General features: G+C 68.2%; 23 protein-coding genes and 2 pseudogenes. 11 read left to right on the plus strand and 14 right to left on the minus strand.

Annotation, left to right across the window (positions count from 1 at the left end; translation table 11 throughout):
- From AC0KTA_RS40480 to AC0KTA_RS40495, 4 genes and pseudogenes are all read right to left on the minus strand, one after another.
- Positions 1-371 (minus strand): helix-turn-helix domain-containing protein (locus tag AC0KTA_RS40480; protein WP_481056957.1); only part of this gene is annotated, 371 nt, incomplete at its 3' end.
- Between the two features lie 390 nt (positions 372-761).
- Positions 762-977, minus strand: a complete 216-nt coding sequence (locus tag AC0KTA_RS40485; protein WP_481056958.1) for a hypothetical protein — start codon at positions 975-977, stop codon at positions 762-764.
- Between the two features lie 147 nt (positions 978-1,124).
- The gene (locus AC0KTA_RS40490) at positions 1,125-1,562 is read right to left on the minus strand and encodes a hypothetical protein (RefSeq protein ID WP_481056959.1); all 438 of its coding nucleotides are present in this window, start codon (positions 1,560-1,562) and stop codon (positions 1,125-1,127) included.
- Positions 1,546-2,184: pseudogene (locus AC0KTA_RS40495) on the minus strand (hypothetical protein); the annotation flags it as partial. The gene AC0KTA_RS40490 and the pseudogene AC0KTA_RS40495, both read right to left, overlap by 17 nt.
- A 1,878-nt stretch (positions 2,185-4,062) precedes the next feature.
- On the opposite strand from AC0KTA_RS40495, the gene AC0KTA_RS40500 reads away from it, so the two are divergent.
- Entirely contained in the window at positions 4,063-4,467 is a 405-nt protein-coding gene (locus AC0KTA_RS40500) for a DEAD/DEAH box helicase family protein (protein ID WP_481056960.1), read from the plus strand.
- Complete coding sequence (locus tag AC0KTA_RS40505) at positions 4,464-6,740, plus strand: helicase associated domain-containing protein (RefSeq protein WP_481057197.1); 2,277 nt, start codon at positions 4,464-4,466, stop codon at positions 6,738-6,740. Before AC0KTA_RS40500 ends, AC0KTA_RS40505 begins: the two co-directional genes overlap by 4 nt.
- Positions 6,741-7,593: 853 nt before the next feature.
- Here the strand turns inward: AC0KTA_RS40505 and AC0KTA_RS40510 are convergent.
- A pseudogene (locus tag AC0KTA_RS40510) lies at positions 7,594-7,770 on the minus strand (transposase); the annotation flags it as partial.
- A 1,186-nt stretch (positions 7,771-8,956) separates the two neighbouring features.
- Between AC0KTA_RS40510 and AC0KTA_RS40515 the strand changes: the two are divergent.
- From AC0KTA_RS40515 to AC0KTA_RS40525, 3 genes are all read left to right on the plus strand, one after another.
- Complete coding sequence (locus tag AC0KTA_RS40515) at positions 8,957-9,535, plus strand: acyl-homoserine-lactone synthase (RefSeq protein WP_481056961.1); 579 nt, start codon at positions 8,957-8,959, stop codon at positions 9,533-9,535.
- Positions 9,536-10,441: 906 nt separating this feature from the next.
- Positions 10,442-10,681: a hypothetical protein gene (locus tag AC0KTA_RS40520; RefSeq protein ID WP_481056962.1), complete on the plus strand. Its 240-nt coding sequence runs from the start codon at positions 10,442-10,444 to the stop codon at positions 10,679-10,681.
- Positions 10,681-11,058 (plus strand): fic family toxin-antitoxin system, toxin component, encoded by a 378-nt coding sequence (locus AC0KTA_RS40525; protein ID WP_481056963.1) that lies wholly within the window; start codon positions 10,681-10,683, stop codon positions 11,056-11,058. The genes AC0KTA_RS40520 and AC0KTA_RS40525 overlap by 1 nt, the downstream gene beginning before the upstream one ends.
- Positions 11,059-12,042: 984 nt before the next feature.
- On the opposite strand, the gene AC0KTA_RS40530 is transcribed toward AC0KTA_RS40525, so the two are convergent.
- The 6 genes from AC0KTA_RS40530 to AC0KTA_RS40555 form a co-directional block, all read right to left on the minus strand.
- The gene (locus tag AC0KTA_RS40530) at positions 12,043-13,314 is read right to left on the minus strand and encodes a sensor histidine kinase (protein WP_481056964.1); all 1,272 of its coding nucleotides are present in this window, start codon (positions 13,312-13,314) and stop codon (positions 12,043-12,045) included.
- 10 nt (positions 13,315-13,324) lie between these two features.
- On the minus strand, positions 13,325-14,056 hold the full coding sequence (gene cseB, locus AC0KTA_RS40535; RefSeq protein WP_481056965.1) for a two-component system response regulator CseB: 732 nt from the start codon (positions 14,054-14,056) through the stop codon (positions 13,325-13,327).
- Between the two features lie 94 nt (positions 14,057-14,150).
- A complete protein-coding gene (locus AC0KTA_RS40540; RefSeq protein WP_481056966.1) occupies positions 14,151-15,143 on the minus strand; it encodes an endonuclease/exonuclease/phosphatase family protein in 993 nt (330 codons plus the stop codon).
- The gene (locus AC0KTA_RS40545) at positions 15,140-16,069 is read right to left on the minus strand and encodes a D-alanyl-D-alanine carboxypeptidase family protein (protein ID WP_481057198.1); all 930 of its coding nucleotides are present in this window, start codon (positions 16,067-16,069) and stop codon (positions 15,140-15,142) included. Before AC0KTA_RS40545 ends, AC0KTA_RS40540 begins: the two co-directional genes overlap by 4 nt.
- Before the next feature lie 295 nt (positions 16,070-16,364).
- Complete coding sequence (locus AC0KTA_RS40550; protein WP_481056967.1) at positions 16,365-16,709, minus strand: hypothetical protein; 345 nt, start codon at positions 16,707-16,709, stop codon at positions 16,365-16,367.
- 670 nt (positions 16,710-17,379) lie between these two features.
- Entirely contained in the window at positions 17,380-18,657 is a 1,278-nt protein-coding gene (locus AC0KTA_RS40555) for a M1 family metallopeptidase (RefSeq protein WP_481056968.1), read from the minus strand.
- 1,073 nt (positions 18,658-19,730) lie between these two features.
- Here AC0KTA_RS40555 and AC0KTA_RS40560 point away from each other — a divergent pair.
- From AC0KTA_RS40560 to AC0KTA_RS40585, 6 genes are all read left to right on the plus strand, one after another.
- Positions 19,731-20,162 carry a hypothetical protein gene (locus AC0KTA_RS40560; protein ID WP_481056969.1) on the plus strand — a complete coding sequence of 144 codons (432 nt, stop codon included), beginning with the start codon at positions 19,731-19,733 and terminating at the stop codon, positions 20,160-20,162.
- Positions 20,163-20,326: 164 nt separating this feature from the next.
- The gene (locus tag AC0KTA_RS40565; RefSeq protein ID WP_481056970.1) at positions 20,327-20,545 is read left to right on the plus strand and encodes a Mu transposase C-terminal domain-containing protein; all 219 of its coding nucleotides are present in this window, start codon (positions 20,327-20,329) and stop codon (positions 20,543-20,545) included.
- 57 nt (positions 20,546-20,602) lie between these two features.
- Positions 20,603-20,761 carry a hypothetical protein gene (locus AC0KTA_RS40570; protein WP_481056971.1) on the plus strand — a complete coding sequence of 53 codons (159 nt, stop codon included), beginning with the start codon at positions 20,603-20,605 and terminating at the stop codon, positions 20,759-20,761.
- Positions 20,762-20,767: 6 nt separating this feature from the next.
- Positions 20,768-21,145: a hypothetical protein gene (locus AC0KTA_RS40575; protein WP_481056972.1), complete on the plus strand. Its 378-nt coding sequence runs from the start codon at positions 20,768-20,770 to the stop codon at positions 21,143-21,145.
- Positions 21,146-21,183: 38 nt separating this feature from the next.
- Complete coding sequence (locus AC0KTA_RS40580) at positions 21,184-21,390, plus strand: hypothetical protein (RefSeq protein ID WP_481056973.1); 207 nt, start codon at positions 21,184-21,186, stop codon at positions 21,388-21,390.
- 69 nt (positions 21,391-21,459) lie between these two features.
- Positions 21,460-21,783 carry a hypothetical protein gene (locus AC0KTA_RS40585; RefSeq protein ID WP_481056974.1) on the plus strand — a complete coding sequence of 108 codons (324 nt, stop codon included), beginning with the start codon at positions 21,460-21,462 and terminating at the stop codon, positions 21,781-21,783.
- 1,097 nt (positions 21,784-22,880) lie between these two features.
- Here AC0KTA_RS40585 and AC0KTA_RS40590 read toward each other — a convergent pair.
- From AC0KTA_RS40590 to AC0KTA_RS40600, 3 genes are read right to left on the minus strand one after another with little or no spacing between them, the layout of a single operon-like run.
- On the minus strand, positions 22,881-23,282 hold the full coding sequence (locus AC0KTA_RS40590) for a DUF6009 family protein (protein WP_481056975.1): 402 nt from the start codon (positions 23,280-23,282) through the stop codon (positions 22,881-22,883).
- Positions 23,279-24,814, minus strand: coding sequence for a DNA primase family protein (locus AC0KTA_RS40595; protein WP_481056976.1), 1,536 nt, complete (start codon positions 24,812-24,814; stop codon positions 23,279-23,281). Before AC0KTA_RS40595 ends, AC0KTA_RS40590 begins: the two co-directional genes overlap by 4 nt.
- A complete protein-coding gene (locus tag AC0KTA_RS40600; protein WP_481056977.1) occupies positions 24,811-25,929 on the minus strand; it encodes a bifunctional DNA primase/polymerase in 1,119 nt (372 codons plus the stop codon). The genes AC0KTA_RS40595 and AC0KTA_RS40600 overlap by 4 nt, the downstream gene beginning before the upstream one ends.
- Positions 25,930-26,281 lie beyond the last annotated feature (352 nt).

Raw genomic sequence — 26,281 nt, forward strand, 5'->3', positions numbered from 1 at the left:
GCGTCCGTGGCCATCTGCCCGCACAGCACACACGGCCCGCCCACGGCCTCGCTGCGCGGCACCGACACCGGCTCCGGTGCGGGAGCTGCGGGCGCTACGGCGAGCGGGAACGAGGCCTGCGCAGGGCCGCGGTCAGCGGACAGCGCCGTCACCGCGTGCGTGGGACCGGCCAGCAGATCGAGCACCGACATCCCGTAATGCGCGGCGAGCCGATCGCAGTCATCCAGGGTCCAGTGCGCCTTGCCGGTCTGCTTCCGCGACACCTGCGCCTGCGCCAGACCGATCCCCTCAGCCAGCGCGCTCTGACGCTCCCCTGCCCGGGTCATGAGCGCCGTCACGGTGAGCCTGAGCAGCTCCTCCGTACTCATCATGAACCCCAACCTAGCATTCTCAATGCGACTTCCGCATAGAAAATGCGAGATCGGTTCGCGTTGCAGGGTGCCGGGGTCACGGCTCGGGAAGGTCGCCTGCGCGTGCCATGACCCGGACGAGGTGCACGGTGAGCAGCACCTGGGCAAGCGCACCCTCGGCGGCCGGGTCCGAGGTGCGGGTGGGTGAGTGCGGGGATGGGGTGCACCGCGTCCTGGGCGAGGGCATTGAGGCGGTGGCCGAAGGAGAGCTCGAACAGCGGGAAGTGGTCCGCGGCGTGGCCTATGCGGCGAAAAGAGCGGGCGGCGGCGAAGACAGGGCGGGCGCGAGGCGGGATCGCGTAGCAGACGCCGGGCGGATGGTCGGGCGAGCCGTGCTCGGGGTGCCACACGTTAGGGACCGAGGGAGATTCCCGTCTTCTCACGCAGGGCCAGGCGCCGGATCCGTGGCGGGGTGAGCAAATGAGCGCGCAGGAGGGTCAGTTGACGGATCGCGAGGATGTCCGTCCAGCAGGTGACGGCCCGCCAGGCGGGCTCGGTGGCCACGGCGGGTGAAACAGTCGCCCCGTGACCGGTCACGTCCAGGGCGCGCAGGATGTCCCCGGCCATTGCAGGCGGTGCTACCGGGAACGGTGTCCACCGCGATGCATCCGGCAGCCGGGCTGGAAGCGGCCAGGGCGATGCGCGTCCGGGTGGCGTCGTCGTCCGGGTCGCAGATCAACGTTACCGGCCCAGCCCGTGGGGCGATCCGGGCGCTCACCTGAGGGGCTCCTCTCGCGGCGGGAAGGTAGCGTCCAGGACGTCTTCGAGCAGCGGGTAGGGCGCGCCGCGGGGTACGGGAGCCTGGCGCAGCAGACGCAGGGCGTGGTGCGTGGCCTGCGCCCAGCGGCGGAAGTTGCCGTGGCACCAGCGGGCATCGAGCCGCTCGAGAGCGTCGGGATCGCTGTGGCGCCACAGCGGGTGGGAGCGAGGGATCACCTGGGCGACGTCGGCGGGGGTGAGGTGCGGCACCGTCAGCGACACGGCAGTACGCGAGGCAAGCATCTTCTGGCGGCGCAGCACTGCCTGGCCGCGCTCGCCGACCACCAGGACGATCGAGAGGCGGGTGTGGGGGGTCGTCGAAGAGGTAGCGCAGGTACTCGAAGCAGGCGGCGTCCAGACGCTGGGCCTCGTCCACCACGAGCAGATGGTCACGGGCTGCCAGGACCTCGCGCAGGGCCGCGTCGAAGGCCCCTGGATCCTTCGGCCGCGCCGGAAGGTTCAGGGTGTCGGCGAGGTCCGAGCGCAGGGCCAACGGGGGACGGGGCACCAGGCGACCCAGGCGCGCGCGGCGGGCGGGCCGGGGCTTTTGCGGCGAACACCACGTCGAGGGCGAAGGTGTTGCCGGTCGAGGGCGAAAGGTGTTGCCGGCTCCGGCATTGCCGGACAGGCACATGATCGCCCGCTGGTCGGCGGCCTGCTCCATACCGCGCGCCAGCTCTTCGAACACCGGCAACGCAACGGTCTCGGCCGCCCTGAGCGACAGGTAGTACCGAGGCCCAGCAGAAGCCCCACGTCGAGGCTGGCACGGGCCGGGGCACGCCGACGGCGCGCGGGGCGGGGGCGGTACGGGTGCGCGGCCGGGCACATCAGTCCTCGCCGAGGCGGCCAATTGTTGCCCAGGTGGCTGAAGGTCCACCGCACCACCTCGCGGTCCATCTGCTCGCGGCCCAGGCGCTACAAGCCGCGCAGCACCTGGGCGGTGCGGCCGGAGTGGCCCAGTCATCCGGGCGGCACAGCGGGCGGATGAGATCGGGCAGCGCGAGTTGGGCCGCATCCGCGAGCCGCTCCCGCTCGGCCTCCACTGCGCTCAACCAGCCCAGTTGCTGGTGCACTTCGGCCCGGTGACCGCCGCGTACCTGTCCCGCGTATGGCGTGAGGCGGCGGCCAGCGCCCGGGCCAGGCGCCGCTTCTCGGCCGCCTTGCGCCGACGGTGCGCCTTGCGCTGGGCATCGGTGGCCTCATCGGACGGGTGCGCCGGCCCCAGGTACTTCCCCTAGGCCGCCTCGAACACCTCGATCTCGTGGTCGTGGTGCGGATGAAACGGACGCGGACCTTCAATCCCACCTCCGCCTCGCCCGTGCATCCGCTCCCCCACGTAATAACGCTTGTTCAGCGCACCCCGCTCGCGGTCAGCGTGCGTATGCGGGCCGTCGTCGGCGAGGCGTGAACCGGTGCAGCAGACAGCGGTCCACGTCCTCGATCGGGGTCGGTCGGCCCGCCACGCCTCAAGCGGCGTGAGGGGGCGTCGAGAGCCTGCGAAATGTGCTCGGTGATCCACTCCAGCAGCAGACGCACGAACTCGGCGAAGGCAGGGGCGCCGCCTCGTCGCATCCTTGCTGCGGGCACCGGGGCGCAGCCGCGTGGAGAGGGCGTGGGTGTAACGGGGCAGCGCGCGAAGAACATCTTCTGCGCGCACCGGTTCAGGTTCTCGATTCCCCCCTTCAAGTCCGGCCGGTAGGCGGGCAGGTCCTGCACCGGCACCGCGAAGTGCCCCAACGCGTCGGAGATGGTTGTGCGACAGGAAGTCGGCGCCGCGGTCGGTCCGCACCGGCGAGGGCAGACCACCGATCGGCCCGTATGGGCCCGCCAGGTCCGTATCCCTTACCCGCGCGATCCGAAACGCCGCGAGTCGCGTCCCTCGAGGGCTGGTGCGGGGTGATCGCCGCGCCCGGGACCGCGCCGGTCGCGCAGTCAATGAACCACGTCACCCACGGAAACACCAACTCGCCGTCCAGCAAAATCTCGACCGGCACATGCTTGTGGTTCCCCCTCCCCGCAGGCATTCGCCACAGTCTCGGGCGCCGCAGATGCACATCGTGACGCCGCCGGACCCGCTCCCGACCAAGAGGGCCGCGCGCTGCCCAGGATTGAGGCCCAGTCGGATCGCCCGGTGCAACGTGGCCAACGACGGCACATCCGGCACCTGTTTGCCCTCGGCGCGCGCCCGCTCGGTCTCCCTCACCAGATCCCGGTGCACCGCGGCCGCGTTCCCGCACCACGCCGCAAGCCGACCGTGCAACTCGTCCGTGATCCGGAAACGGTCCGCTGGACGGGCCCCGTACGCCCCTGCCGGCCGGCCTGAAGCCACCGCCGCACCGTCCGCCGCGACACACCCACCGAGGAAGCGATCAGCCGCACATGCTCCGCGTCCAGCTCCCCACGCTCCTCCAATGCCAGCAACCCGGGACACCGCCTGCTCACGCCCCAACACCCTGGGCACCAGCGGGACATCACCCACATCCCCCAGGCGACCATCGCGACATCGCCGACATCAGGGAAGAGCTCCGTCCCGGCCATGCCCTCACCCCCGGCATCAACGCCCTGTCCCCCTCCCCCACCAGGCACGATCCGCCAACTGCCAGGACACACACACGAATTCAGAGAAATACCCGCCCAATTACGGCCCAGCCACTAAAATGCCCCGCACTCAGGAATCTGCACCAACCTGACCAGCACCTCTGCACCTCCCCGTCCCGGCAACACGTCACACCGATGACCCCGGCAGCAACAACACCCCAGACCAGACACCTACACCCACCCAAGGACACCCCATACAGACCAAGGACAAACACACTCAGATTCGCACGTTCCTAGCTGTTCGACTATCCGGCCTCGCTGGATTCAGCAGGGAAGCCCGCCGCGGGAGGCGTGAATGCCAACAGGTTTGCAGGAAGAAAAGACGTCTGAGCGGGCCTCCGTGCAGGTTCTGCGGCCGCATCAGGTCGAGGCGGTCGACGCGGTGCTACGGGCCCTGCAGTCGCCCCGACGGACACCTGCCGCGGAGGGCCTTCGGTGTCAGTGCATCGCCGCCACGGGCTCCGGCAAGACCCTCATCGCCGCCCGTGACCGCTCAACGGCTCGGCGCGCGGCGGGTGTTGGTGCTGGTGCCCACGAGGGATCTGCTCGTGCAGACCGCGGCCGCCTGGCGGCGCGACGGCGGCCCGCTGCGGGGCGGTGGTCGGAGTGTGCTCACTGCGCGCAGAGGAATCCCAGGGCGTGCCCTGTACCACGGATGTGGGGGAACTCATCGCGTGGATGCGGGACTTGGGCACGGTGACGGTGTTCGCCACATACGCGTCGGTGGGTGTCCTTCAGCGCGCGCACGCCGCCGGGCTTTGTGCGTTTGACCTGATGGTGGTCGACGAGGCGCACCGCACCAGCGGGGATGGGCTCAAGCCCTGGGCGGCCGTGCATGACCAGCAGAAGATCCCCGCGGCGCGCCGGCTGTACATGACGGCGACGCCGCGGGTGTGGGAGGCGGCTGAAGGGCGTACGGCCCCAAGGCTGGTGGCGAGTATGAGCGAGGACTCCCCCGTCTTCGGGCCCGTCGCTTACAAGCTGAGCTTGTCCGAGGCGATCAGCCGGGGACTGATCGCGCCCTATCAAGTGGTGTGCGTCGACATCCGCGACCCCGAGTACGGACGCCGGGCGCAGTTGGGTTCAGGCACGGAGCGGGTGCGGGGGGCGCGGCTGGCCGCACTGCAGGCCGGGGTGCTCACCGCGGCGGCGCAGGAGAACCTGCGCAAGGTGCTCACCTTCCACTCGCGGGTGGCCGAGGCGGAAGCGATGGCGGCGGGCATTGCGGGGGCCGCCGTGCAGCTGTGGGAGGGCGATCAGCAGAGGTATCCGCATCCGGATCGGGTGTGGGCTTCCTGGCTGTACGGCCATCACCCGCCCGCCCACCGGCGCGCTGTCCTTGAGGAGTTCGGCTCCGGCGTCATCGATCACCAGGCGGACAAGCGCCAGGACGGCACGAGTGCGGGTCTGGCCGGTGGGGAGCGGGAGCTGCTGCCCGCGGCCTTGCGCGTACTGGCCTCGGTCAAGGTGCTCGGCGAAGGCGTCGACACGATCGCGGACTCGGTTGCCTTCTGCGATGTGCGCGGCTCGATGGTCGATATCGTGCAAATGATCGGCCGGGCACTTCGAATGCAGCCAGGGCAGGGGAAAATCGCCTCACTTGTCGTCCCGGTATTTCTCGCAGAGGACGAAAACCCCGACGACATGCTCACTTCTCCCGGCTACGGCGGCTTGGCCAAAATCTTGGAAGCGCTCCGCGCGCACGACACGGAGACGATCGAGGCCCTCGCCGACTCCCGCCCGCGCAGCGGGAGCTGGGATGAGCAGGATGAGGCCGGAGCCGAGGACAGTCGTGCTTCCCGCAGGGCGACACGCCAGCCCGAGAAGCATCCGCAGCGAGGTGGTCTTGCCGACGCTGTTGATGACGTCGAGGGGCAGGACACCAGCGAACCGGCGGATCCGGTGAGCGCGGGGGCACGGGAGCTGCTGAAGTTCTCCTCCCCGCGTGATCCCGCGCAGCTGGCCCGGTTCGTCAGGCTGCGGGTGGTGGAGCCGGAGAACGAATACTGGCGGCGCGGCATCGAGGCCGCAGCCCGGTACGTGAAAGAGACCGGCACCGGCCAACTGCGCGTGCCCTACGACTTCATCACCCCGCCGGAGTGGTCGCCCGCGGGCTTCCCGCTCGGGGTGTGGCTGGCCACGCAGCGCAAAGCCAACAAGACGAGACGCCTGGATAGAGAGCGGATCGCCGAGCTCGATGCGCTGGGGATGGTCTGGTCGCACCAGGGCATCGCGTTTGAGGAAGGCCTCGCCGCTGCGCGGGAGTGGGCCGCGGAGCACGGCCACTTCCTGCCCCCGGCGACCGCGGTATGGAACGGCTACCGCGTGGGGAACTGGGCCAAGGCACAGCGCGCCGCAGCCAAACTCGCCGACGAACTCGAGCAGCGGCGCGCAGCCGGCCTGCCCGTCGGCTCGGAGGCCGGCGCGCTGCCGCTCTCGCGGCGCGAAGCACTGGAAGAGATCGATCCCGGCTGGTGCCCGGTATGGGACATCGGCTGGCAGCGCGCCTTCCGCCTCGTCCAGATGCACGTCAAGGCTGGTGGGAGCGTACCGGCCGTAGCGGGTGAAGTCGTCGTCCAGGGCGAGGATTTGGGACGATGGGTGGCGGCGCAGCGACTCGGCTTCGAGGAACTGCTGCCCGCCCAGCAGTGGCTGCTGGGACACGTCCTCGGCGTGGAAGCAGCGGGTGAGGACGAACGGCCTACACGGCGGACACAGGACGACAAGTGGATGCTCAACATGGCCGCCGCACGGCAGTTCCACACACGCGAAGGGCACCTGAACGTGCCCCGCAAACACATCGAGGAAGTACCCGTCAGCCTCGCCGGACCCGCCGCCACCGGGCGCGAAATCACCCCCGAGGACACCGTCCCCATCGCCCTGGGCATGTGGATCACCAACACCCGCCGCCGCGCCAACAAACTCACCACCCAACGCCGCACTGACCTCGACGCCCTCGGCATGCGCTGGTGAACAGCAGGGGAGGGCGGTGGTGGCCTCATCAACAGCGGACACATGAAGCGCCCATCGCGTCGCGCGCCGGGCGAGGTCTGGCAGGGGGCAGGTCACCGGTAGAGGAAGTCCGACCAGCCACACATCGAGTCCGGCGACCAGGGCGACAGTGGTGTCCGCGTCCTCCCGGCGCTGCGCAGCTTCACGCGCGTCGTACACGGCGTCGCTGGCCCGTCCCCTTGTGGTACTGCGCGGCGAGCCAGCGGAAGGTGGCCGAGGGGCGGAAAGGGGTATCCGTCGCCGCGTCTTCGTCCACGAGCTCTGCGGGCAGCCCGCCGTACACCTCGGACGCAATCCAGCATGCCCAGTCCACCAGTTTGCGCGTCGCCCCCTGCGTCATACGCGACGCGGTCGAGCAACACCGTCCGGCATTGGTGGCATCCGTCCACGTTTGCGTAGAGCAGCTGGTCCAGCATGGCATCACCCACCCGGCCCGGGGCTCCTGGACTCCTGGCAGGTACGACTCGGTGGGCGGAACAAACTTCAGATGCCGGGCCGCCTCTTCATTGTGTGCATGGTCAGCGGTGATCACGGTCTCTTCCACGGCTCCCCGGCAGGCCCCGGCAGGCTCATTTCGTTCCGTCGATGGTTTGCGCCTTATCTGCAGCAGGGCGGTCAGTCGCGCCGGCAGGAGCTGGCATACGGTTCCAACGACTGACGCACCTCCCACCGAGCGGCTTCCAGGCAAGGGCCGGGACTACAGCAGCAGGCCCGGGCCACGCCGATCCGGACAAAAACACGGATGCCACGGATGCCACGGAAAGCCTGCCGACCAGATATCAGCTGCTGTCGCCACACGACGAGCGCCGCGCAGCCACCGGCAGCCGGTGCGGCCCTGGTAGAGGAGCGTGTTGACGATCTCCCGCATCTCGTACCGGCTCTGGTGGCCGCTGACCGAGGGGTGCGCGGCCTTCCACGCGGCGATCACCGGCTCGATCAGCGCCCACTGCTCGTCGGGCACGTCTGTCTTGTAGGGCTTGCGCTCACTCACGGTGTTCAGCCCAGCACGCCCGAGCCCGCCGGCCGGCTGGGATACCGCAGTCCCATACGTTCAGGTGGCGACAAATCTCCTATCAACTTGCATACCCACTCCGACGTCTTCGCAAGAATCAGACTATCGAGCAATGCAGTCCTGACGATCAAGGGCCCGAGCCACGCCACTCCGCGAATAGGTCTCACCAATTGAATCGGGGACGGGGCGTGTATCTTGAGTGAATATAGCCGTTCCCGGCGTCTTCCCGCTCGGGCTGATGGGACGGGAAGGCGTTTCTATTTTTGAGGAGCTCCGTTGAATCACCGCCAGAATGGCAAGCCTACTTTCATCCTCGCAGCGGTACTTTCTGTGGTTTCTCTGGGGGGAGTTGGCCTTACCCCTGCCAGTGCTGCCGAGTCGAGCACAGCGAGTTCATTAACGGCTGTGACGTGTAGACCGTCCGGCACCCTTTCCATCGCCGATGGCAGGGATAGTGCGCGCGGCATCAATTACAGTCCGCGCAATGTGATCGTGAGCGGGTCCAGCTCAGGTGATTGCGTGGACGTAAGGGGCAATAAGTCGGCAACGAACGGGCGTAGCATCGTCGGCTATTCGGACTCTTATATGGGATCCTTTCCCGATAGCTCGTGTCTTGCTGTCAGCGGATCACTGAAGGGCACGGTGACTTGGCACCTCGACGACGGCACCTCCATGAGGAATAGCATGCAGGAGGATATTCCGGTGGGCAATATTTTTGAGAACATTCCGGGAATTGGGGTCCTCGGCCCCCACGGAAAAGTCAGTGGGCCGTTCGATGGAGCAACCCTCGCGAGCACCGCACTTCTAGGGAGCCCCGTTCACCACCTTCGAGCCTGCGGGACGCACGCGGGCGTAACAGGAAGTTCCTACGTCACCACGGTTACCGTTCTTCAGTGACCAACCAGCCCTGCTGCTGTTCTGAAATCACTGTGCTGCGGGGCGTGGGGTGCAGCTCGCCCCTGGCTTGCGCTGTGGTGACCACGCATCGCCAGGGGCTTCCTCGCTTCTTGGATCGGCACATGCCGCCCGGTCAGCCACGCGCGCGGCAACAGCGTTCCGCCCCCCTTCGTAAGTGAAAAGCTGTCCTGCCCTATCCAACTCGGAGCTTGCCGTGAAGCACGTCTTGGTCGGCCGTCCCGGTGACCATGGAATTACCCCTGCGTTAATGGAGCAGATACACCGGCTCCGATACGAGGTGTTACACCGGCAACTTGGGTGGGACGTCCGGCACGTGTCAGGTCTCGAACGTGACGAATTTGATGAACTCAACCCCGTATATGTCCTGGTGGTGTGCCAACCTGGCGACACTGTGCTGGGTTGCCTGCGATTGCTCCCCACCACTGGCCCTCACATGCTGCGTGATGTTGCTGCTTTCCAACCCGTACTCAGTGGCCATCCGACCACGCGTTCTCCCCACGCCTGGGAGATCAGCCGGCTGGTTACGTCAGTCCGCGGCGGACTCAGGCAAGGGAGGCCTGGGCTCGGCACTATCCCGCTCGCCCTCCTGGCTGCGGCGGGTCACTACGCGGCAGCCCATGGCGTGAGACAGTTCGTTGCCCTGTCCAGCGTGGCGCTCGAACGCATGCTCAATGCGAGTGGCGTAGCCAGCACCCGGCTCATTCCCGGGCGGCCCGCGCGCGTGGGCACTGCCCTGTGCACTGCCTATGGCTTCCCCGTGGCATCGCTGAGTGCACACCATGGGTTGCTGCCCGTCATGGATGGTAATGCATATGGCGATCTCTGAAGCAATGAACACGGGGCCCTTGGGACTACTACTGATGTATCGTCAGATTTCGAGCTACGTTCGTGCGCACCACTGGTCGTCCAAGGAGTGCGCTATGGAGTCAGAAGCACGCGTGCCCACGCCGCCCGACGGGTCACCCAGATTCGTCGCCACCTCGCCATCCGCAGGGATCGGCTGGCGGGTGGTCGCAGCATCAACATCGCGAGAGCCGATTGATCACGCCGTGGTCGCGATGGTCCATACAGTGCAGGCGCACGGGGAAGCACCTTTTTGAGGTCTGGGGCTCTGCAGCGGATGGACAGCAGTGGCAGCATCAACAACACCCGCCTCAAACTCAAGCGGCTGACCGAGCGCGGAATCCTGACCGAGACCGAACAGGGCCTGTTCACCCAGCCGCGACCGTAACCCGGCGACGCCGCGGCCAGCATGCTTGTCCCTCCCGAAAGGGCGAAACGGACATCAACTCGCGTACCGCCCTCTGACTCCTTATAGGAGGGTGGCAGACCGACAGCGCTACTGGCTCGCGGAAGTGGATCATGTCGTCTTGGCCAGCGTGGCGAGGCGGTGTGGGGCAGATTTAACTCCGACCGGCATGCAAATATCTACGCCGATTGTGTTGATCTCATCGGAGCTTCAACGGCCAGGGGCTTCCCGCCCGGGCTTACCTCGGCCATTGCCTGGTGAAGATGGCGCAGCCGACTGAGTGGGCGTCGGCAGAGGGCTGCCCTCATTGGTCCACGCTGATCGTGAAAGCGGTGATCAGCGCTGCCGTCCGCCTACGCCGAGTTCGTCGGACGGCCCCAGCCTGCCGATGTCCGCGTCGGCCTTCCATTCCGCGCCCGTGCGGTCTGAGCGGTCGACCTGCGATCATGCCCCGCACGCGGTAACACCTGTTACCATCAGAGGATGGCGAAACCACAACTGGGCGCGCGCCTCGACGAAGAGACTCTGGGTCTGGCCAAGGCCCGGGCCAAGGACCGCGGTCTGAGCCTGGGCGACTACCTCGCCTGCCTCGTGCGCGAAGACGCCGACGGCATGCGGCAGCGAGGGCTGGACGCCGCGCGGCGTTTCCTCGACGAGCACCAGGTTGTCTTCGACGAGGCTGAAGACGCAGACCGCCGCTCCTCAGAGGCACACGCCGCGTAATGGACCTGTACATCGACGTCCCCTGGATCCTGCAAGTCGCGGAGACCGCCGGCGCGGGCGATCCCGCCCCTGACGACTACGGGGTGCCAGTGGCTGCAGTCGCCTGCCACCGGGCCGAACTACTGGACACTCCCATCTACGACGGGCCGTACGCCCGCGCCGCCGCCCTGGTGCACATTCTTGGCCGCTGTCGCTGGCTGGAGCGTTCCAACATGGCCGTCGCCGCAGCGACGGGCGTGATGTACCTGGAGGCTTCCGGAATCCCGGTCAAGCCCACACGCGACGATGCCGTCGCAGTCCGCGACATGCTTCGGGACCCCGCATGTACCACCGCCAGGATCGCTGCCTTGATGCGCGCCTGGCCGCACGCCACCTGAACCGCAACCGCATCACGCGGTGTCCCATGCTGCCGCGACAGACCCAAGGGGCACGCGCCCGGGAGGCGCCATTAGACCCCGCGCAAGGCCCTGCCCCGCCCGGACTGACTATCCGACGTCCGGGTGGGGCCGCTTCGGGCTGTAGCAGGGCTCGTCTGCGGCCACCCTGTCGGTGGGGATGAGGGTGCCGTCAACGATGACGGAGTCGCCCTCACCCAGTCCGACGAAGGTCTCGGGCAGGCAGTGCACCCAGGAGCGAGAACCTCGAGGGCCTCATCGACGTACCGCCAGACCGTCGTCGTGGAGACCCCGAACTTCCTGTCACCTGGGCGAGCGTCTCGTCTTCTTACGCAGATGCGCCAGGGCGAGCAGGGGCCTGCTTGAATCAACCCAGCTTCCACCACGGCGAGTTGATCTCACGTCGTCAGGCGTACGGGACATTGGGCACGACAGAGTACAAACCAACGAAGTCCCGGGGTGGATGTGATGAGCGGAATCTCCACACCAACGACCAGGGCTCCGCTAGAGGTCGGCCTCGTACAGGAAGCGCAGGAGCTGCACCATCAGAGCGGTGTAGTAGAGGCTGTTGCTCGGCTTCCAGGCGAGGCCGGAATCGCCGGTCGGCGAGTTCGCCGGCCGCCCACAGGACAGCGTCGTCTTCGCGAACTGCCAGCGCGTGCCTTGCCAGCGGTACCAGCAGCATCACCGGGCCCTTGTTGACCAGCTCCAGCGATCGCTTTCGCCAGGGCTCCGGCGCCGCGGACCTTCCGGTTCTTCAGCCAGGTCTCACCGACGGCACCTACGCCTCTCTGGAACGAGAAGAACCTGTCGTCCGACATGGAAATGTCAGTGGTTCTGACATGGGGTGTGTCAGTGGGACGCTGAATGTTGCCGGACCGGCAGTTCCCCGGCAGCCGGACGGCGACGGTTCCGGTCACCGTCAGGGCTGACTGGGCGGAGTCTGTTCGCGGGCGTCTGGGGGTTCTAGGTGACCGCCGGGGCCTGGCCCAGCTCAAGAGTGGCGACCGCCCCGCCGTCGGGCGCGTTGGCGAAGAGCAGCCGGGCACCGAGCACCTCAGCCTGGCCGAGCGCGATGGTCAGCCCGAGACCGTGCCCGCGCCCGCGCTCGGCGGTCCCTGTCCGGAAGCGCTGAGGCCCGGCGGCCAGCAGATCCGCAGGGAAGCCGGACCCGTGGTCGCGCACGGCGATCCGTGAGCCGGTGACTGTGATTACGACGGGCGCCGCACCGTGCCTGTGCGCGTTGGCAACGATATTGGTGACGATGCGCTCCACCCGGCGTAGATCGGTGCGCACCACCTCCGCGTTCTCGACCAGGACCTCCGTACCGCCGTCCCCACCCTCAGAGCCCTCACCGCGCCGGACCACATCGGTGACCAGCTCGTCCAGGGGCACCTCGTCGAGCCTCGCCCGCTCCGCCCCGGCATCGAGGCGGGAGATCTCCAAGAGGTCCTCGACCAGAGCCCGCAGGGTCCCTGCCCGCTCCCGCACCAGCCCCGCAGCCTCGTCGTCATCGTCGAGCAGCCCGGCAGCGGTGATCAGCCCCATCAAGGGAGTACGCAGCTCATGTGCCACATCGGCGGTGAAGCGCTTCTCCGACTCCAGCTTCCGCTGAAGGGTGGCGGCCATGGCATCCATGGCGGCGGACATCTCGGTGATCTCGTCACGGGCCCGGCCGCGGCGCCCGATCCGGGCGTCGAGATCACCACCAGCGATGCTGCGCGCGGTACGGGCACCGTGGCGCAGCCGCCGGTTTATCGGCTCGGTGGCCAGCGCGGCGAGCGGGACGACCACGACGAGCGCGGCGAGCACCGCCTTGATGATGCTGCGGTCCAGGAGCTGGAGGCTGCGCACCTCGGCGCTCATGTCCGTGCGCACGGCGAGCACCCGGTCGCCGACGGGCACGGCGGCCCACAGCCAGTACCAGTTCGGCTCCTTCACGTCGTACCAGGTCGCGTACGCATCGGCCTGCTGCCTGTCCGCCAGGGCGCGTGCCAGGGGCTCCGGCACCTCGTTTGGGGTCATGAGCTCGGCGTTCTGCGGCCTCTCGTCCGTGCGTGCAAACTCCAGCTCTGCTGCGTGCAGTTGGTCGGCCGCCCGATCGCGCCCTGCCCGCTGCCCGTGCTCGGCCGTCGCCTCGTGGACGAGCAGCCCGACGACCGTGGCGACCGCGCAGCAGGCGATCGCGGTCAGGACAGCGATCTTCCAGCGCAGTGCGCGGAGGTTGAGGAATCCCATGGCTGCCGCTTCAGGTCCTCAGGAGTTTGTAGCCGAAGCCCCGCACGGTCTCGATGCGGTCGGCGCCGATCTTCTTCCGCAGCCGCACCACGCACACGTCCACGACCCGGGTGTCGCCCTCCCAGCCGTAGTCCCAGACATCGCGCAGCAGACGGCGCCGGTCAAGGACGATCCCGGGGTTCTCGGCGAACGCCAGGAGCAGACGCAGCTCGGTGGGTGAGAGCGGGACGGTCTCACCGCCCCGGCGCACGTTCAGCCCGAGGAGGTCGATGGCCAGGTCGCCGAAGACGAGCGGCCCGCCCGACACCGCACCGGCACCCCCATCCCCGGCCGTCGTCGGCTCCGCGTGGAAGGTGGCACGCCGCAGCAGCGACCGGATCCGGGCGACCAGGATCCCGATGTCGACGGGCTTGGTCACGTAGTCGTCCGCCCCTGCCTCAAGACCGGACACGACATCGAGGGCGTCGCCGCGCGCCGACATCATCAGTACCGGTACGAGGCTCTCCTCGCGGATGCGGTGGCACAGCCCGATGCCGTCCAGGCCCGGCAGCATCACATCGAGGATCAGCAGATCGTGCTGCCCGGCCCGGAACGCCTCAAGACCGTCGAGCCCGTCACCGGCGACCGTGACCTCGTACCCGTAACGCTCCAGAGCCAACTGGACGGCGCGGCGGATCACCGCGTCGTCCTCGACGACCAGGACCCTCACCGGGACCGGAACCGGGACGCGGGATGCAGACAAGAACTCACCTTTACTCAAACATTCATGCCTTGCGGAATAAGTCGGTCGAATCGTAGCCAAATGCCCTGGCGCATGCGCCCTGGCAGGGGATGCGTCACAGGCGCAGCGAGGCGGCGACCGGCAGATGGTCGCTACCGGTGCCGGACAGGGTCCACGAGGAGACCGGAGTTACCCCCTTCACCAGGATCTGGTCGATCCGGATCACCGGGAACGACGCGGGCCAGGTGAAGCCGAACCCGTCGCCCGCCTCCTCCTGCGCCGATCGCAGCAGGCCGGTCAGCGGCTTCAGCGCCGAGTCGTCGACTGACCCGTTGAAGTCACCCGCCACGACCACCCGGGGCAGCGGCTCCGCCCGCAGGGCCCCGGCCAGTTTCACGACCGCCTCATTGCGGCGTGCCGTCGTGAACCCGGAACTCGGCAGGACCCGTACCGAGGCGAGATGCGCGGCGTACAGGGCGACGGGCCCCTTCGGGGTCTCGACCGTGGTGCGCGCGGCACGCGTCCAGGGCATGATCTCCACCGGCTCCACGGCCGTGAGCGGATGCCTGCTCCACAGCCCGATGCCACCCTGCACCGAGAAGTAGGGGTAGCGGGCCGCCAGTTCACGCTCGTACGTCGCCCTGCTCCCGTGCGACAGCTCCTCCAGCGCCAGCACATCGGCGCCCGAAGCGGCCAGCGCCCGCGCGGTCCGCCCCGGATCGGAGTTCTGCTCGCCCACGTTGTGACTGACCACCGTCAGATCCCCGCCGCCGGAACGCTTGTCGGAGAGCGTCCCCGCGAACAGGGAACACCAGACGACAGCGGGGATAAGGACAGCGACGGCCGCGAGCGCGGAGCGCCGCACACCCGCGAGCACCGCCAGCACCACCACACTCAGCCCCGTCCAGGGCAGCAGCGTCTGCAACAGGCTGCCGAGGTTGCCGAATCCATTCGGCACGAGGGAGTGCGACGCCATGAGCAGGGCGCAGAGCGCGGCACTGACGGCGACCACGCGCCCCCGTCGCCACGTGCCGCCAGCGGTACGGGGCGGGTCGGACGGCTCCACACCGGGCTCCACGACGGTACGCCCACCAAGGTCGACACTCATGCCTGCCCCGCAAGAGCAGCGGGCAGCTTCTCCTGAAGGACATCGAGAAGCCGACCGCTGCTCTCCAGCGCCGCCCGGCTGCCCTCGGCGGGCGAAGTCCCCACGCGCTGCCCCAGCACCACCCCGTAAACCAGACGCCGTCCCCTCCCGTCCTTGCCGTCCGGAACCTCGGCAGTCCACACCAGGTTGCCGCCCGCGGGAGTACTCGAACCGGTCTTCAGCCCGATCACGCCGGGCCGTGCGAGCAGCTCGTTGGTGTTCCTCACCGGCTCGGCCTGACCAGGCAGCACCGTGCTGCGCAGGGCCACCGTCGCCCGCAGCGCCGGGTCCTTCATGGCCTCGCGGGCCAGCTTCAGCTGGTCGGCGGCGGTCGAGCGGGTGGTGGCCTCGATACCGCTCGCCCCGGTGTACGTGGTGTCGGTCATCCCCAGCCGGGCCGCCGACGCGTTCATCTTCGCGACGAACTTCTCCTGGCTGCCCGCGTCCCAACGGGCAAGCAACCGGGCCACGTTGTTCGCGGACGGGAGCAGCATCAGCTCCAACAGCTTGCGCTGGGAGAGCCGTTGGCCCTCTGTGACCGGTGCGGTGGACTCGCTCAACGAGTGCGCCTCGGCCGCGGCCTGCCCGTCTACCTCGACCGAAGGCCCGTCCTCGCCGTCCTTGAGCGGACGGTCCTTGAGGATCACGTACGCGGTCATCACCTTGGTGACGCTCGCGATCGGCACCGGCTGCCGAGACCCCGCGGTGCCGAGGTCACCGACCTGCTCCACAGCAACGGCCGCCTGCCCCTCCTGCGGCCACGGCAGATCGAGCCCGGGCAGCCGCACGACGGCACTTGCGCCGTCACGCCCACCGTCGCCGCCGTCCGGGAGGGCGAGCCAGCCGCCGGTGACGCCGGCCAGCAGCACCGCGACCAGGCCCCACATCACACCCGGGCGCTCACGCAGGGACCTTCCCCATGCGGTACGGACAGAATGCTTCGTACATATGAACACAGCAGCCGCCTCCCCAAGCCAGCACACGTACACCGGCCACCGGGTACGTCCACAGACTCGGGGAGGACCGCTTCCAGCCCGTCTGGACCGAGCTTCAGCCACCGCACGGCCGTATTGCAGCTGCATATCAACGACCGGGAGCCCCGAGGCCAGGGAGGGAGGTACGGCGCGGCCGTGGGCGGCAGTTCAGTCACACGATGGGCGTGCCTGACTGGGCGCCGGCGGATCAGGGACAGGCGGCCAGGACGGTGCAGGTGGCCGCGTCGGGCGCAGAGGCGGTGCGCACACCGACGCCCCAGACGTGGCCCAGAGAGAGCAGGTGCAGCGGGACACGGAAGGACCTGGCGCTGTCGGCGCCGTTGGCGATGCTGCCGTAGGTGCAGGTCACGCTGCCCGCGCTGGTGGTGCAGCCAGAGGACAGGTTGGTGGCACTTGCGCCTGGTGGCAGGCTCGCGGTGGCGGTGGCCGACGTGACCGCGTCAGGGCCATTGTTGTGGGCGGTCAGGGTGTAGGCGACCCGAGCACGAGCGGCGATGCCGCTCACCTTGTAGGCGTCGATGCGAGTGTCCATTCGTCGGGCTCTGGGCCAAGGCATCGGAGCCACTGGGATCGCCACAATCACGAGCCTGAGCCGAGCTCGCACCTACCAGATCCGTGACGGACGCCGCTGCCCCCTCGCAACGGTCAACTGAGGATATCCCGCCACCGTCCCGGCGCACGGTTTCGTCTCGGCGGGCAGACACCACCTGGGCGCAAACGGGTCACGCCCGGCCCCGAGCCGTTCCGACACTGCCACGGGCGATACCCGCAATCCACTCACCCACCGCCAACAGGGAGTTCGCTCCGGACAGCACCGCGCACCGGCCAGCGCGAGGACCACGGACAGACGGTGACGGACTCCGCGCCGGTCACGGAACGGGCACCTCGGCCAGATGCTCCAGCAGGCCAGGAACCTCCTCGGCGGCGACCACAGGCTGCTCACGGAGTTGGCCAAGGGCAGACAGGATCAGCGATGACGCCTCGGCAGGCACGGTCTTCCAGCCGGATCACGGGGCGTAGCGAACATCCATGATTCTGGAAACCGCGCCTGCCCCACTTCCGCCGATACCGTACCGATCCGGAAGATCACCACGAACCGGACGTCATCCGACTGCGCCGAAGCCCTGAACGACGGGGGCTTCGGCATGTCACGTCACCATTACGCCTTCTGACCTGCGATTTCACTCCTCGACGGTTATACGTCAGCCCTTCGGCATGGGTGGCGTCTTCTTGCCGTAGATCCAGCCCTTGATGTAAGCGGTGAAATCTTTTCCGGTCACCTTGTTCACGACGTTGATGTAGTCCTGAGTGCTCGCGTTCTTGTGCCGGAACTTCTCGAAGAAGGTCTTCTCGATCTTCTGGAACGTCGTGTCGCCGATAGTGCGATTCAGACCGTAGAGCATCACAACACCGGCAGCGTTGGTGGCACCGAGGACCTCACCGGGATCTTTGAGCCGACCGGGCGGCCCGGCCTCTGCGCGCTTTTCCTGGTCGAACTCGTAGGCACGTTCCACGTTCTCCTTGAGAGGAACGATCTTCTTCTCATCTTGGTAGCGAAACCCGTAGTAGGAAGCATGCCCTTCACTGATCCACATGTCGTCCCAGCTCTTGGGCGAGACAGCGTCACCGAAGTACTGGTGGGCCAGCTCGTGGACCATGATGGGAACATCGCCTGGCTCCAGTTTCCCGTAGGTGGACAAAGTCGCCGTCTCCAGGGCTGCCCCATACGGCCCCTGCGGAACCAGCGCACCATAGGTCTCGTACGGGTAGGCGCTTCCGATCTTCTTCTGGATCCATCCAAGCTGCCCGCCCATCTGGGCCACTTGCGGTTTGATCTTTTTGGCTTGGTCCTTGGGTACGTAACTGCGCAGCGGAAGCCCGCCCGGCCCGGTCCCGGTGATCTCTTGGTACGGCCCGACAGCCGCTTGAACGACATGGGTGGGGATCGGGTCGCGCGTGCCATAGACGTACGTGGTGCGGTTCCCCTTGGCTGTGGTCTGGCGCAGGGTGCCGTTCGCCACGGCCGTCAGGTTCTTCGGGACGGTGATGCGAAAGGTGACGTGCGCCTTGTCGCTTGGGTGATCGTTCATGGGGAAGAACAGGTGAGCCCGGTCGGGCTGGCCGAGCAGGGCGAAGCCCTCCTTGCCCTTGTCCTTGAAGTCATACCAGCCGGAGATGGAACGGTCCTGCCCCGGGATGACCGGGGAGTGGGGCGCGGCCGAGCGGTCGGCGACGTAGGCGATCTTGACGCGGAACGCCTTTCCGTCGGACAGGGCACGCTCGGGCTTGACGATGAGTTTCTCGCCCTGGCTTCGGAAGGCGGCGGACCTGCCGTTGACCGTGACCGTCTTGATCTTCATCCCGGCCGCGTCGAGGCTGAACTCGGACAGAGCCTGCTTGGCCACGGCGTCCACGCGCACGGAAGCTGTCATCTTGACGGCACCCGGCCGGTAGTCATATCCCACGTCGTAGGACTGCACCTCGTAGCCCCCGTTGCCGAGGTAAGGGAAAAGCCGGTCGCCTATGCTCCGTGCACCTGGCTTTGCCCCGCTCTCCGCGGCCGCGACCGTTGCCGCTCCCGCTCCAGAGGCCGCGACAGCCACCACTGTCCCCATGGCGGCAAACGAGTAGCGGCTAGCCTTGCCTGCTCCCGTCCGGAGCCTCGTACGCATCCTCATATACGCTCTTCCTTTTCCATTCCGCACGTTGCCCGCCGCCATCGGGTATAGAGGCCGATGGCGGAAGATATAAATGGTGCCAAGCTGCCGTTCCCGCCCCCTGCCCACGCATCCTCACATGTGCACCCATCTAACGTGTTTCAACTGAGTTTCAGGAATGTCAGGGAAAGCGGGTCTTCATAGTTGAGCGGTGCAGAGAAGGCCCTTCCCTGTGAAATAGGGAGCCGGCAGGAATACGGAAGGGACGTGCCGTTGGGGCAAGAAACCGCAGGTCAGAGCGCTCTGACGTGGTGTCGGCCTGTCGCGGCAAGCCGCCCATTTACCGCGACAGTGGTTGTGACGAGCTGCGGAAACATGACTTCCACGCAAGATCAGGTGCCCGCATTTACTGCGGTCGCCTGATCCAGACATATTCCAGTCTTTTGGCCCCCTCATTGCATCCGCTGGCGGGGTCCGCACCACGGTGTCCCCAGGCGCCTACCTCGTGTCCGGGTTGGGTGCACGGCTCAACGGTCGGCGCCGGCGAGCAGAGCCGGGATGCGGGAGCGGCGCAGCTGCTTCAGGTCGGGGATGTGGTTGTAGAGGGTGTCGGCGGAGAAGCGCCGCGGGAGCGCCGGTGCCCAACTTCGTCGCCGACGGCTGGGCGAAGGAACGGACCGTCACCGAGTGGACCCTGCAACGCGCGTTCGTGGCCGACCTGACCCCAGCGGAGCGGGCGGCGTGGAAGACCGGCGTGGCCGGCCGCCGCGCGGGCTCGGTGTACCTGCGCCGGCCGGACGCGCTGCGCGGGCGGACCTGGGAAATGGACCACAGAGCAGCTCCCGATCCTGGTCCTGCCGCCGAAAGGCAAGGCGCTCGCACCATGGCTCACCACGGTGGTCGACGACGGCACCCGCGCACTGCTCGGGCGGGCCATCGCCACCGCACCGACCTCCGGCACGGTGCTCACCGCAATGCGCTTGGCGCTCCGCCACGAGCCGGACGTCTCGCCGTTCGGCGCGGTGCCCGAACTCGTCCGCATCGACCGCGGCCTGGAGTTCGCCGCCGGAGCGGTCAAGGAGGTCCTCGGCGGGCTCGCGGTGGTCATGCACCGCCTTCCCGCTTTCCAGCCGCACCGCAAGGGCAAGGTGGAGCGACTGAACTTGACCATCGAGCAGATGCTGATCTCCCAGCTCCTCGGCTTCACCGGCGGCCCCCGAGACGCGGGCGGGAAGCTGTACGGGCCCATCAAGACTCCGTCGCCGCCCAGCGCTCCGCCGAGACAGCCGCCGACGGCGAAGGGCCGTGGCGCATCGAGCAGTTCGTGAAGCGGTTCGCGGACTGGGCCTGCTGGTACAACACCGAGCACCGCCCCACCGAATGCTCGGCGGGCGCACCCCACTGGCAGCGTGGAACGAGGACACGGCGCCGCTGCGCCGGATCAGCACCGAGCAGCTGCGCTACCTCATGCTCGCGGGGGGCCGAACGCGTTGTGCAGAAGGACGGCATCAGCTTCCGCTCGCTCACCTACATCGCGCCCGAGCTCCACGGGCGTGGCGGGCAGCGGGTGCAGATCCGGTACATGCCGCATGACGACCGCACTATTGAGGTCTACGACGGCACCCGCCACCTGTGCACCGCGGACCCGACCGGGCAGCTCACCCCCGAGCAGACCGAGGCGTGGCGCGAGCACGCCCGCGCCGAAGCCTAACGCCTCGGACGGGAGCGGCGTCGTGTCGCCCGCCAGGCCCGCCGCGCCCTTGCCTCGATGGCCGGCGACGGCACACCGGCCATCGAGTCCCGCCTGGTGCCCGTCGATGACGGCCGCTCGCGTCCCCAGCGCGAGCGGAAGCTGCTGCTCGCGGCGAAGGCCAGCACCAAACTGCTTGGGCTGATCGACCCCACCGCCCCTGTCCCGGAGAGGTGAGCGCTGATGCCGCGTCACTTCGTCGACCTGGCCGGGGCCCATGCCCTGCCCACCGGCCACTTCCAGATGACCGCCCGGATCGTGTACGACCTCGTACAGCACGCGGCCACCGGCGTCGTCCACGGACCGGCCGGCGCCGGTAAGGCCTTCGCCGTCGAGGCCGCTCTCGAAGCCCTCGACACGCTCGATCCCCTCGCCCGCCCCAGGGTGTGCGTGCTGCTGACCTTCCCCTCCCGCCCGACCATGCCCATGGTCGCCGACCAGCTGCTGCGTCACCTTCACCCACCCCGCACCCGCTGCGCCCTGCTCTACGTCGGCGGCGACGGCTGCTGGGAGGTCATCTCGCGTGAGCCGATGCTCCGCTCCCAGGTCTTCGCCGTCTGACCTTCCGCTCGCTCGATGCGAACAAGGTCCCGGCCCTGATGCGTCGCTACCACCCCATCTACGCCGAGGCTGACGCTGAACTCCTCGCGGACGTTGACAGCTCGTACGGCCACGGCACCATGCGCGGCTGGGCGGTGTTCACCCACACCGCCGCCTCCCTGTGCGCGGACCAGAGCATCGCCACCGTCGACGAGGCCACCGTGCACAACGCCTACGCCCTCCTCGGCAGCGGCCTCAGTGGCTGACACCCTTCCGCCGGGGCGACCGACGACCCGGCCGCACAGCCGCCGGTTGTGCACCTCACCGTGCGCGTCGTGATGGACTGCAACGACGACCCGAACCTCTCCCGCCGCCTGGCCGCGCTGGAGGCCGCGAGCCGGATCGTGGTGCGCCCCACCCCCGTACGCTCCCCGACCGATCTGGTGTGGGACGTGCTGGCCGGCGCGGGCAAGAACCCCGCCGCCGTACGGACCTGCCGCCTGAGTATCACCGAGTGCTGGAAGGCCGCCACCGCGTGGCTGACCGTTGCCCCCGTCACTGACATCTTCGTCGAACGTAACGTGCCCACCGCCTCAGCTCCCGCAAGGCGCTCCAGCTCGCCGAACTCGCTGACACCACCGACGCCGACCTGTGGCTGATCTGGTCCTCGGGCAACGATCCGACCTGGCTGTGCAACGCGGTTGAGAGCTTCGGCTGCTCCCAGGCCAAGGGCAAACGCGGACAGATCCCGTACGGCTGCCGCACCCGTCCGGTCAAGGCGATGGGGCCCGGGACCTTCATCCGTGCCCTGTCGCTGCCCGTCCCCGCCGCCCGCCTGCCGCTCCACCCCGACGAGCACGCCGACGTCGACGCCGACTGGCCCGCCCTGCCCGCCGTCGGCTTCCCCCGCTTCCTCGCCGCCTGCCGCCGCCAGCTTGCCGACGACACCTTCGACCAGCTCCACATCGCCTACCGCACCGAGGCCCAGGCCACCGACGCCTTCGTCCGCCGCCACCGCAACGACCTCGCCGAAACCCGCACCAACGGCACCTTCAAACGGGCCCTGAACGCCTACCTACGCGACGAACGCCTCGGCCTCGCCGCCAGCGGACGCCTCGCCCTGATCCGGCTGCGCGCCATCCAGACATCCCTGCTCACCCGCGGCGTCCTGCTGCGCTGGCAGTCGGCAGCCCTCGGCCCTGCGGCGGCCGACCGGCTCACCGCCTGGCTGACCCCCGGCATCTGCCGGGCCCTGCGGGCCACCGTCTCCACCTACGCGGCCGCGGCCACCGTGCTGTCCCTGCACCTGGCCGCAGCCCCGACCGGTTCTCCCACCTGTTGTGCCGCAACATCGACGAGGCGGGCCGGTACCTGTACCTGCCGGCCTTCGCCGACCGCGCTGCCTACCTCCGCGCCGACTGGGCCCACGGCCTCGATCAGCGTGACGAGGACGAGTGCCCCAGCTACGAGCACACCTCGTGTCGGAAGTACGGACATCCGCTGTCGGACCCCACTGCCGTTCTCGCGTCGCCCGACAGAATCTTCAGAGCGGCTTCCATCAGCACCTCAGCCCTCTCTATCCCGCCAGGCACCATGGAGCGGGAGAAGTGGGACGTCGCCAGCAGGCGCGGAGATGCTACGTACACACCGCAGCCCGGCAGCCGATTTCGTCGCCGAGATCAAGCCCGCATCCGCCCCACCGTCACACCCTTCGGTCCCGAACAAGGTGGAAAGGCATCCGAAAGGATCACAACCGTTACAGGGGCAGGGTTATGCCGAGTTCGCGCATGGCGGTGGATGGGGGTCCGCCTTCGGAACGTTCGGTCTTGTAGCCCTTGGTACCGACGTTGAGGGTGCGGGGGTCGACGGCTTCGGCGGGGGCGCCGGTCTCGTAGAGGCCTTCCGGGGCTGTGTCGCGGTCGTGGGGAAGAAGCCAGAACACGCGCCGACGAAAAGTGCCCGAGGGGCGGGAGGCCTTGGCCTGGGGCGAGAGGACGGCGTAGCCGACCATGCGTCCGTCACGGTGGTAGGCGGGCTTGCCGCGGCGAGTGGGCAGCCGGTCCAGGCTCTGGCGGACGTAGTCGAGGGCGGTGATGTCCTCGAGCCAGACGAGTTCGGCCTCGTGACGGATCTCTTCCGGGGTAATCAGGGAGCTCATGACCTCTCCTCGTCGGCGAGCAGTCCGATGCCCGGGTAGTACTTCCGCGAATTGGACAGGATCATCTCCTTGGGCGAGGCCAACCCGACCAGTTCGCGGGCGCGTTGGGCGAAGGCGCGGGAGGAGATGACCGGGGCACCCTCATTCTGGCACCAGGTCTTGTAGGCCGCATACAGCCGGGCCTGCTCGGCCCGGTGGTCCGGGTCGAGTGCGCAGCATTCGTCGAAGAAGCGGCCGATGTGGTCTTCGGTTTCGGCGTAGGCCGTGGTGGCGATGCGCACGCGCTGGGGGCCGGTGAGGTCTTTGTCGCCGCACAGGTAGCGGCGGGCGCCGTCGACGAGCCAGCCCAGGATGCCGGGGCCTTCTTCGGTGACGAGGATGTCGGCGAGGTTGTCGATTTTGCGGTCGTCGGAGACGACGCGTTCGAAGGGGATCAGGCGCATGCGGCGCCAGAAGGCGAACCCGCCGGTGCCGACTTCGGGCCGGTGGTTGGCCAGGAGCCAGAGTTTGTGGGTGGGCGCGAAGGAGAAGAAGTCCTGGCGCATGCGGCGGGCTTTGATGCGGTCGCCGCCGGTGAGGAGTTTGACGCGGGCTTCATCGAACTTGTCGCCGGGTTTGACTTCAGAGCAGACGATGACGCGGCGACCGTGGAGTTCGGCGAGGTCGGTGGGGTGGCCTTCGAAGGGGCGGGCCATGAGAAAGCCGGGCGGGGCGGCGTCGGCGTAGTCGCCGAGCAGCTTCATGAGGACGTCCAGCAGTACGGATTTGCCGTTTTTGCCGGAACCGAACAGGAAGGGCATGACCTGGCCGCCGACGTCGCCGGTGACGGAGTAGCCGAGCAGCAACTGCAGGAAGTCGATCATTTCCTGACCTTCGGTGTCGTCGCCGAAGGTGTCGGTGAGGAAGCGCAGCCAGCGCGGGGTGGGCTGGGGGCGAGGGCCGACGGTGGTGGAGCGGGAGTGGAAGTCTTTGTTGGGGTCGGGGGTGCGCACCAAGCCGGTGCGCAGGTCGACGATGCCACTGGGGGTGCACAGGACGTAGGGATCGGCGTCCAGCTGGGTGGCGCTCAGCACCATGCCGGGGGCTGCTTTGGCCTGGGTGAGCATGGCGTTGATGCCGGAGGTGCTCATCGCGCGGGTGATGTGTTTGCGCAGGGCGGAGGCGCCGAAGATGCCGCGAGGGTCGGTGGTGGCGAAGTTTTCGGCGAGTTCGCCGGCCGCCCACAGGACGGCGTCGTCTTCGTCGAACTGCCAGCGCGTGCCTTGCCAGCGGTACCAGCCGAGGCCGGGAACGTGACGATAGTCGGTGCCGTAGAGCTTGACGAAGAGTTTGGCATTGCCGCGGTCGGTGAGGGAGTCAGGTAGCAGCCCGGCCGCGGTCGCTTCTCCCGCACCGGCTGCGGGGGCCGAGCTCTGGGCAGGCAGCGGGGCCGCCGTGGGAGTCTGGGCGAGGATCTGGGCGGCGACGGCCTGGGGGTCGAAGGTGAACAGAGCGTCCTGCGAATCCTGGTGGCTGTGGCCGGCGGCGGTCACGGGCGCCTCCCGGGGTGCAGGGGACGCTTCATCCCGGCGTTGAGGCCGCTGCGGATGATCTGCGTCGCGCGGTGTTCCTGCCCCGGGCGGGCGGCGGCCGCGGTCGCCAACAGCGCCTCCTCCACGTCTAGTTGGTCCACGATGCCAGCGGAGACCAGGCCACCGAGCGTGTAGGCGGCGCGATTGAGGGTGTCGGAGAATCCTGCCCCTTCGGAGACTCGGCCACAGTCGGCCACCTCCTGGAGTGCGGTGGACAGGATTCGCTGGGCGCTCTCTCGGCCGCCGCCAGCGGCGAGGACGGCCTGCCGGGCCCGCGCGGGCGCCAGGCGGGGCACGGGCAGGCTCGAGGCCGGTGCAGGGGCATGTCCGGTGCGCCGCAATTCCTGCCCCAGCCAGGCGGGCAGCGGAGCGGGCTCTTGTACGTTGCCGAGCTGGGTGTAGGTACCGGCCGTGGTAGTGGTGCCGGGGGCAACGATGTAGCCGCCGTGCGATCGGACGTCGACCTGCCAGGCCAGCGCCCGGGTACGTCCGGAGCCGGTGGAGCACTGCCAGTTCGGGCCATCGCCAGCCCTGTACCAGACGTGCAGGCCCCCGGACGGGGTGCGCACGCGCAGTGTCCTTTCGTCGTCCGCAGGACTCGGCTGGCCGCGCAGGGCGGCCAGCACGGCCAGGGAGTGGAATCCCGTTGCGAGGCCGGACAGGTCGATGTGGTCGCCAATGGTGATGCCGGGCCAGATCCGGTCCCGGGCGGGGAGGTCAGCGAAGTGCGCGTCAATGTCGATGACAACGAGCCCCGCGGGGCCGCAGGCGACTCCGACACCGAGCTCGGGGTGCTCGCCCCACCAACGGTGGATCCGTGCCGGGTCCAGGGTGGCGGCGTGAAAGCCGTGACACCAGCGGCCTTCCGCGGCACAGGAGCAGTCCTCGTACGTGTGTCCTGAACGGCGACAGGACTCACAGTTCGCTGCGGGAGTTTTGCGGCCAGCAGCCAGCGGATGGACAGGCCAGCCGTGCGCGGCACACCGCTCAGCGACCGTCAGCGAGCCGCCAGCGACTGACACGCCATGGGGCTCCTGCTGTGAGTCGCTGCGGGAAAAACGCAGCTCAGCAGGCATGTACTTCCCCTCACAGCGACCGAAGCGACTCAACGATGGACATACATTAGCGAAGGATGCAGCTCAGGGCGCGGAGCCCCCAGCGGAAAAACCTAAGACTGTGTCGATGATGAGACCAATCAGCCCACACGCAGCGACCCACACGCCGGCCAGCGACCCAGCAGTGTTCAGTCTCTCACCTCGGACCCAATGCAAAAGAGCAGGTCACAAGACTGCTGGAGATCAAAAAGCGACTGAAGCGACTCAAGCTCCCTATATATGACGCGCACGCGCGCATGGGAATGCCCTCATATACTCGAACCAGAGTCGCTTCAGTCGCTCGGTCGGCCAACTCCCCCGCCCCGTAGGCCTG

The organism is Streptomyces sp. Y309, assembly GCF_056712025.1.

Bases quoted from the DNA above. Each gene is read 5' to 3' on its own strand.
- AC0KTA_RS40485 (WP_481056958.1), bottom strand. From the start codon at position 977: ATGGCCGGGGACATCCTGCGCGCCCTGGACGTGACCGGTCACGGGGCG.
- AC0KTA_RS40500 (WP_481056960.1), top strand. From the start codon at position 4,063: ATGCCAACAGGTTTGCAGGAAGAAAAGACGTCTGAGCGGGCCTCCGTG.
- AC0KTA_RS40515 (WP_481056961.1), top strand. From the start codon at position 8,957: ATGGAGCAGATACACCGGCTCCGATACGAGGTGTTACACCGGCAACTT.
- AC0KTA_RS40520 (WP_481056962.1), top strand. From the start codon at position 10,442: ATGGCGAAACCACAACTGGGCGCGCGCCTCGACGAAGAGACTCTGGGT.
- AC0KTA_RS40525 (WP_481056963.1), top strand. From the start codon at position 10,681: ATGGACCTGTACATCGACGTCCCCTGGATCCTGCAAGTCGCGGAGACC.
- AC0KTA_RS40530 (WP_481056964.1), bottom strand. From the start codon at position 13,314: ATGGGATTCCTCAACCTCCGCGCACTGCGCTGGAAGATCGCTGTCCTG.
- AC0KTA_RS40540 (WP_481056966.1), bottom strand. From the start codon at position 15,143: ATGAGTGTCGACCTTGGTGGGCGTACCGTCGTGGAGCCCGGTGTGGAG.
- AC0KTA_RS40545 (WP_481057198.1), bottom strand. From the start codon at position 16,069: ATGTGGGGCCTGGTCGCGGTGCTGCTGGCCGGCGTCACCGGCGGCTGG.
- AC0KTA_RS40550 (WP_481056967.1), bottom strand. From the start codon at position 16,709: ATGGACACTCGCATCGACGCCTACAAGGTGAGCGGCATCGCCGCTCGT.
- AC0KTA_RS40570 (WP_481056971.1), top strand. From the start codon at position 20,603: ATGGCCGGCGACGGCACACCGGCCATCGAGTCCCGCCTGGTGCCCGTC.
- AC0KTA_RS40575 (WP_481056972.1), top strand. From the start codon at position 20,768: ATGCCGCGTCACTTCGTCGACCTGGCCGGGGCCCATGCCCTGCCCACC.
- AC0KTA_RS40580 (WP_481056973.1), top strand. From the start codon at position 21,184: ATGCGTCGCTACCACCCCATCTACGCCGAGGCTGACGCTGAACTCCTC.
- AC0KTA_RS40590 (WP_481056975.1), bottom strand. From the start codon at position 23,282: ATGAGCTCCCTGATTACCCCGGAAGAGATCCGTCACGAGGCCGAACTC.
- AC0KTA_RS40600 (WP_481056977.1), bottom strand. From the start codon at position 25,929: ATGCCTGCTGAGCTGCGTTTTTCCCGCAGCGACTCACAGCAGGAGCCC.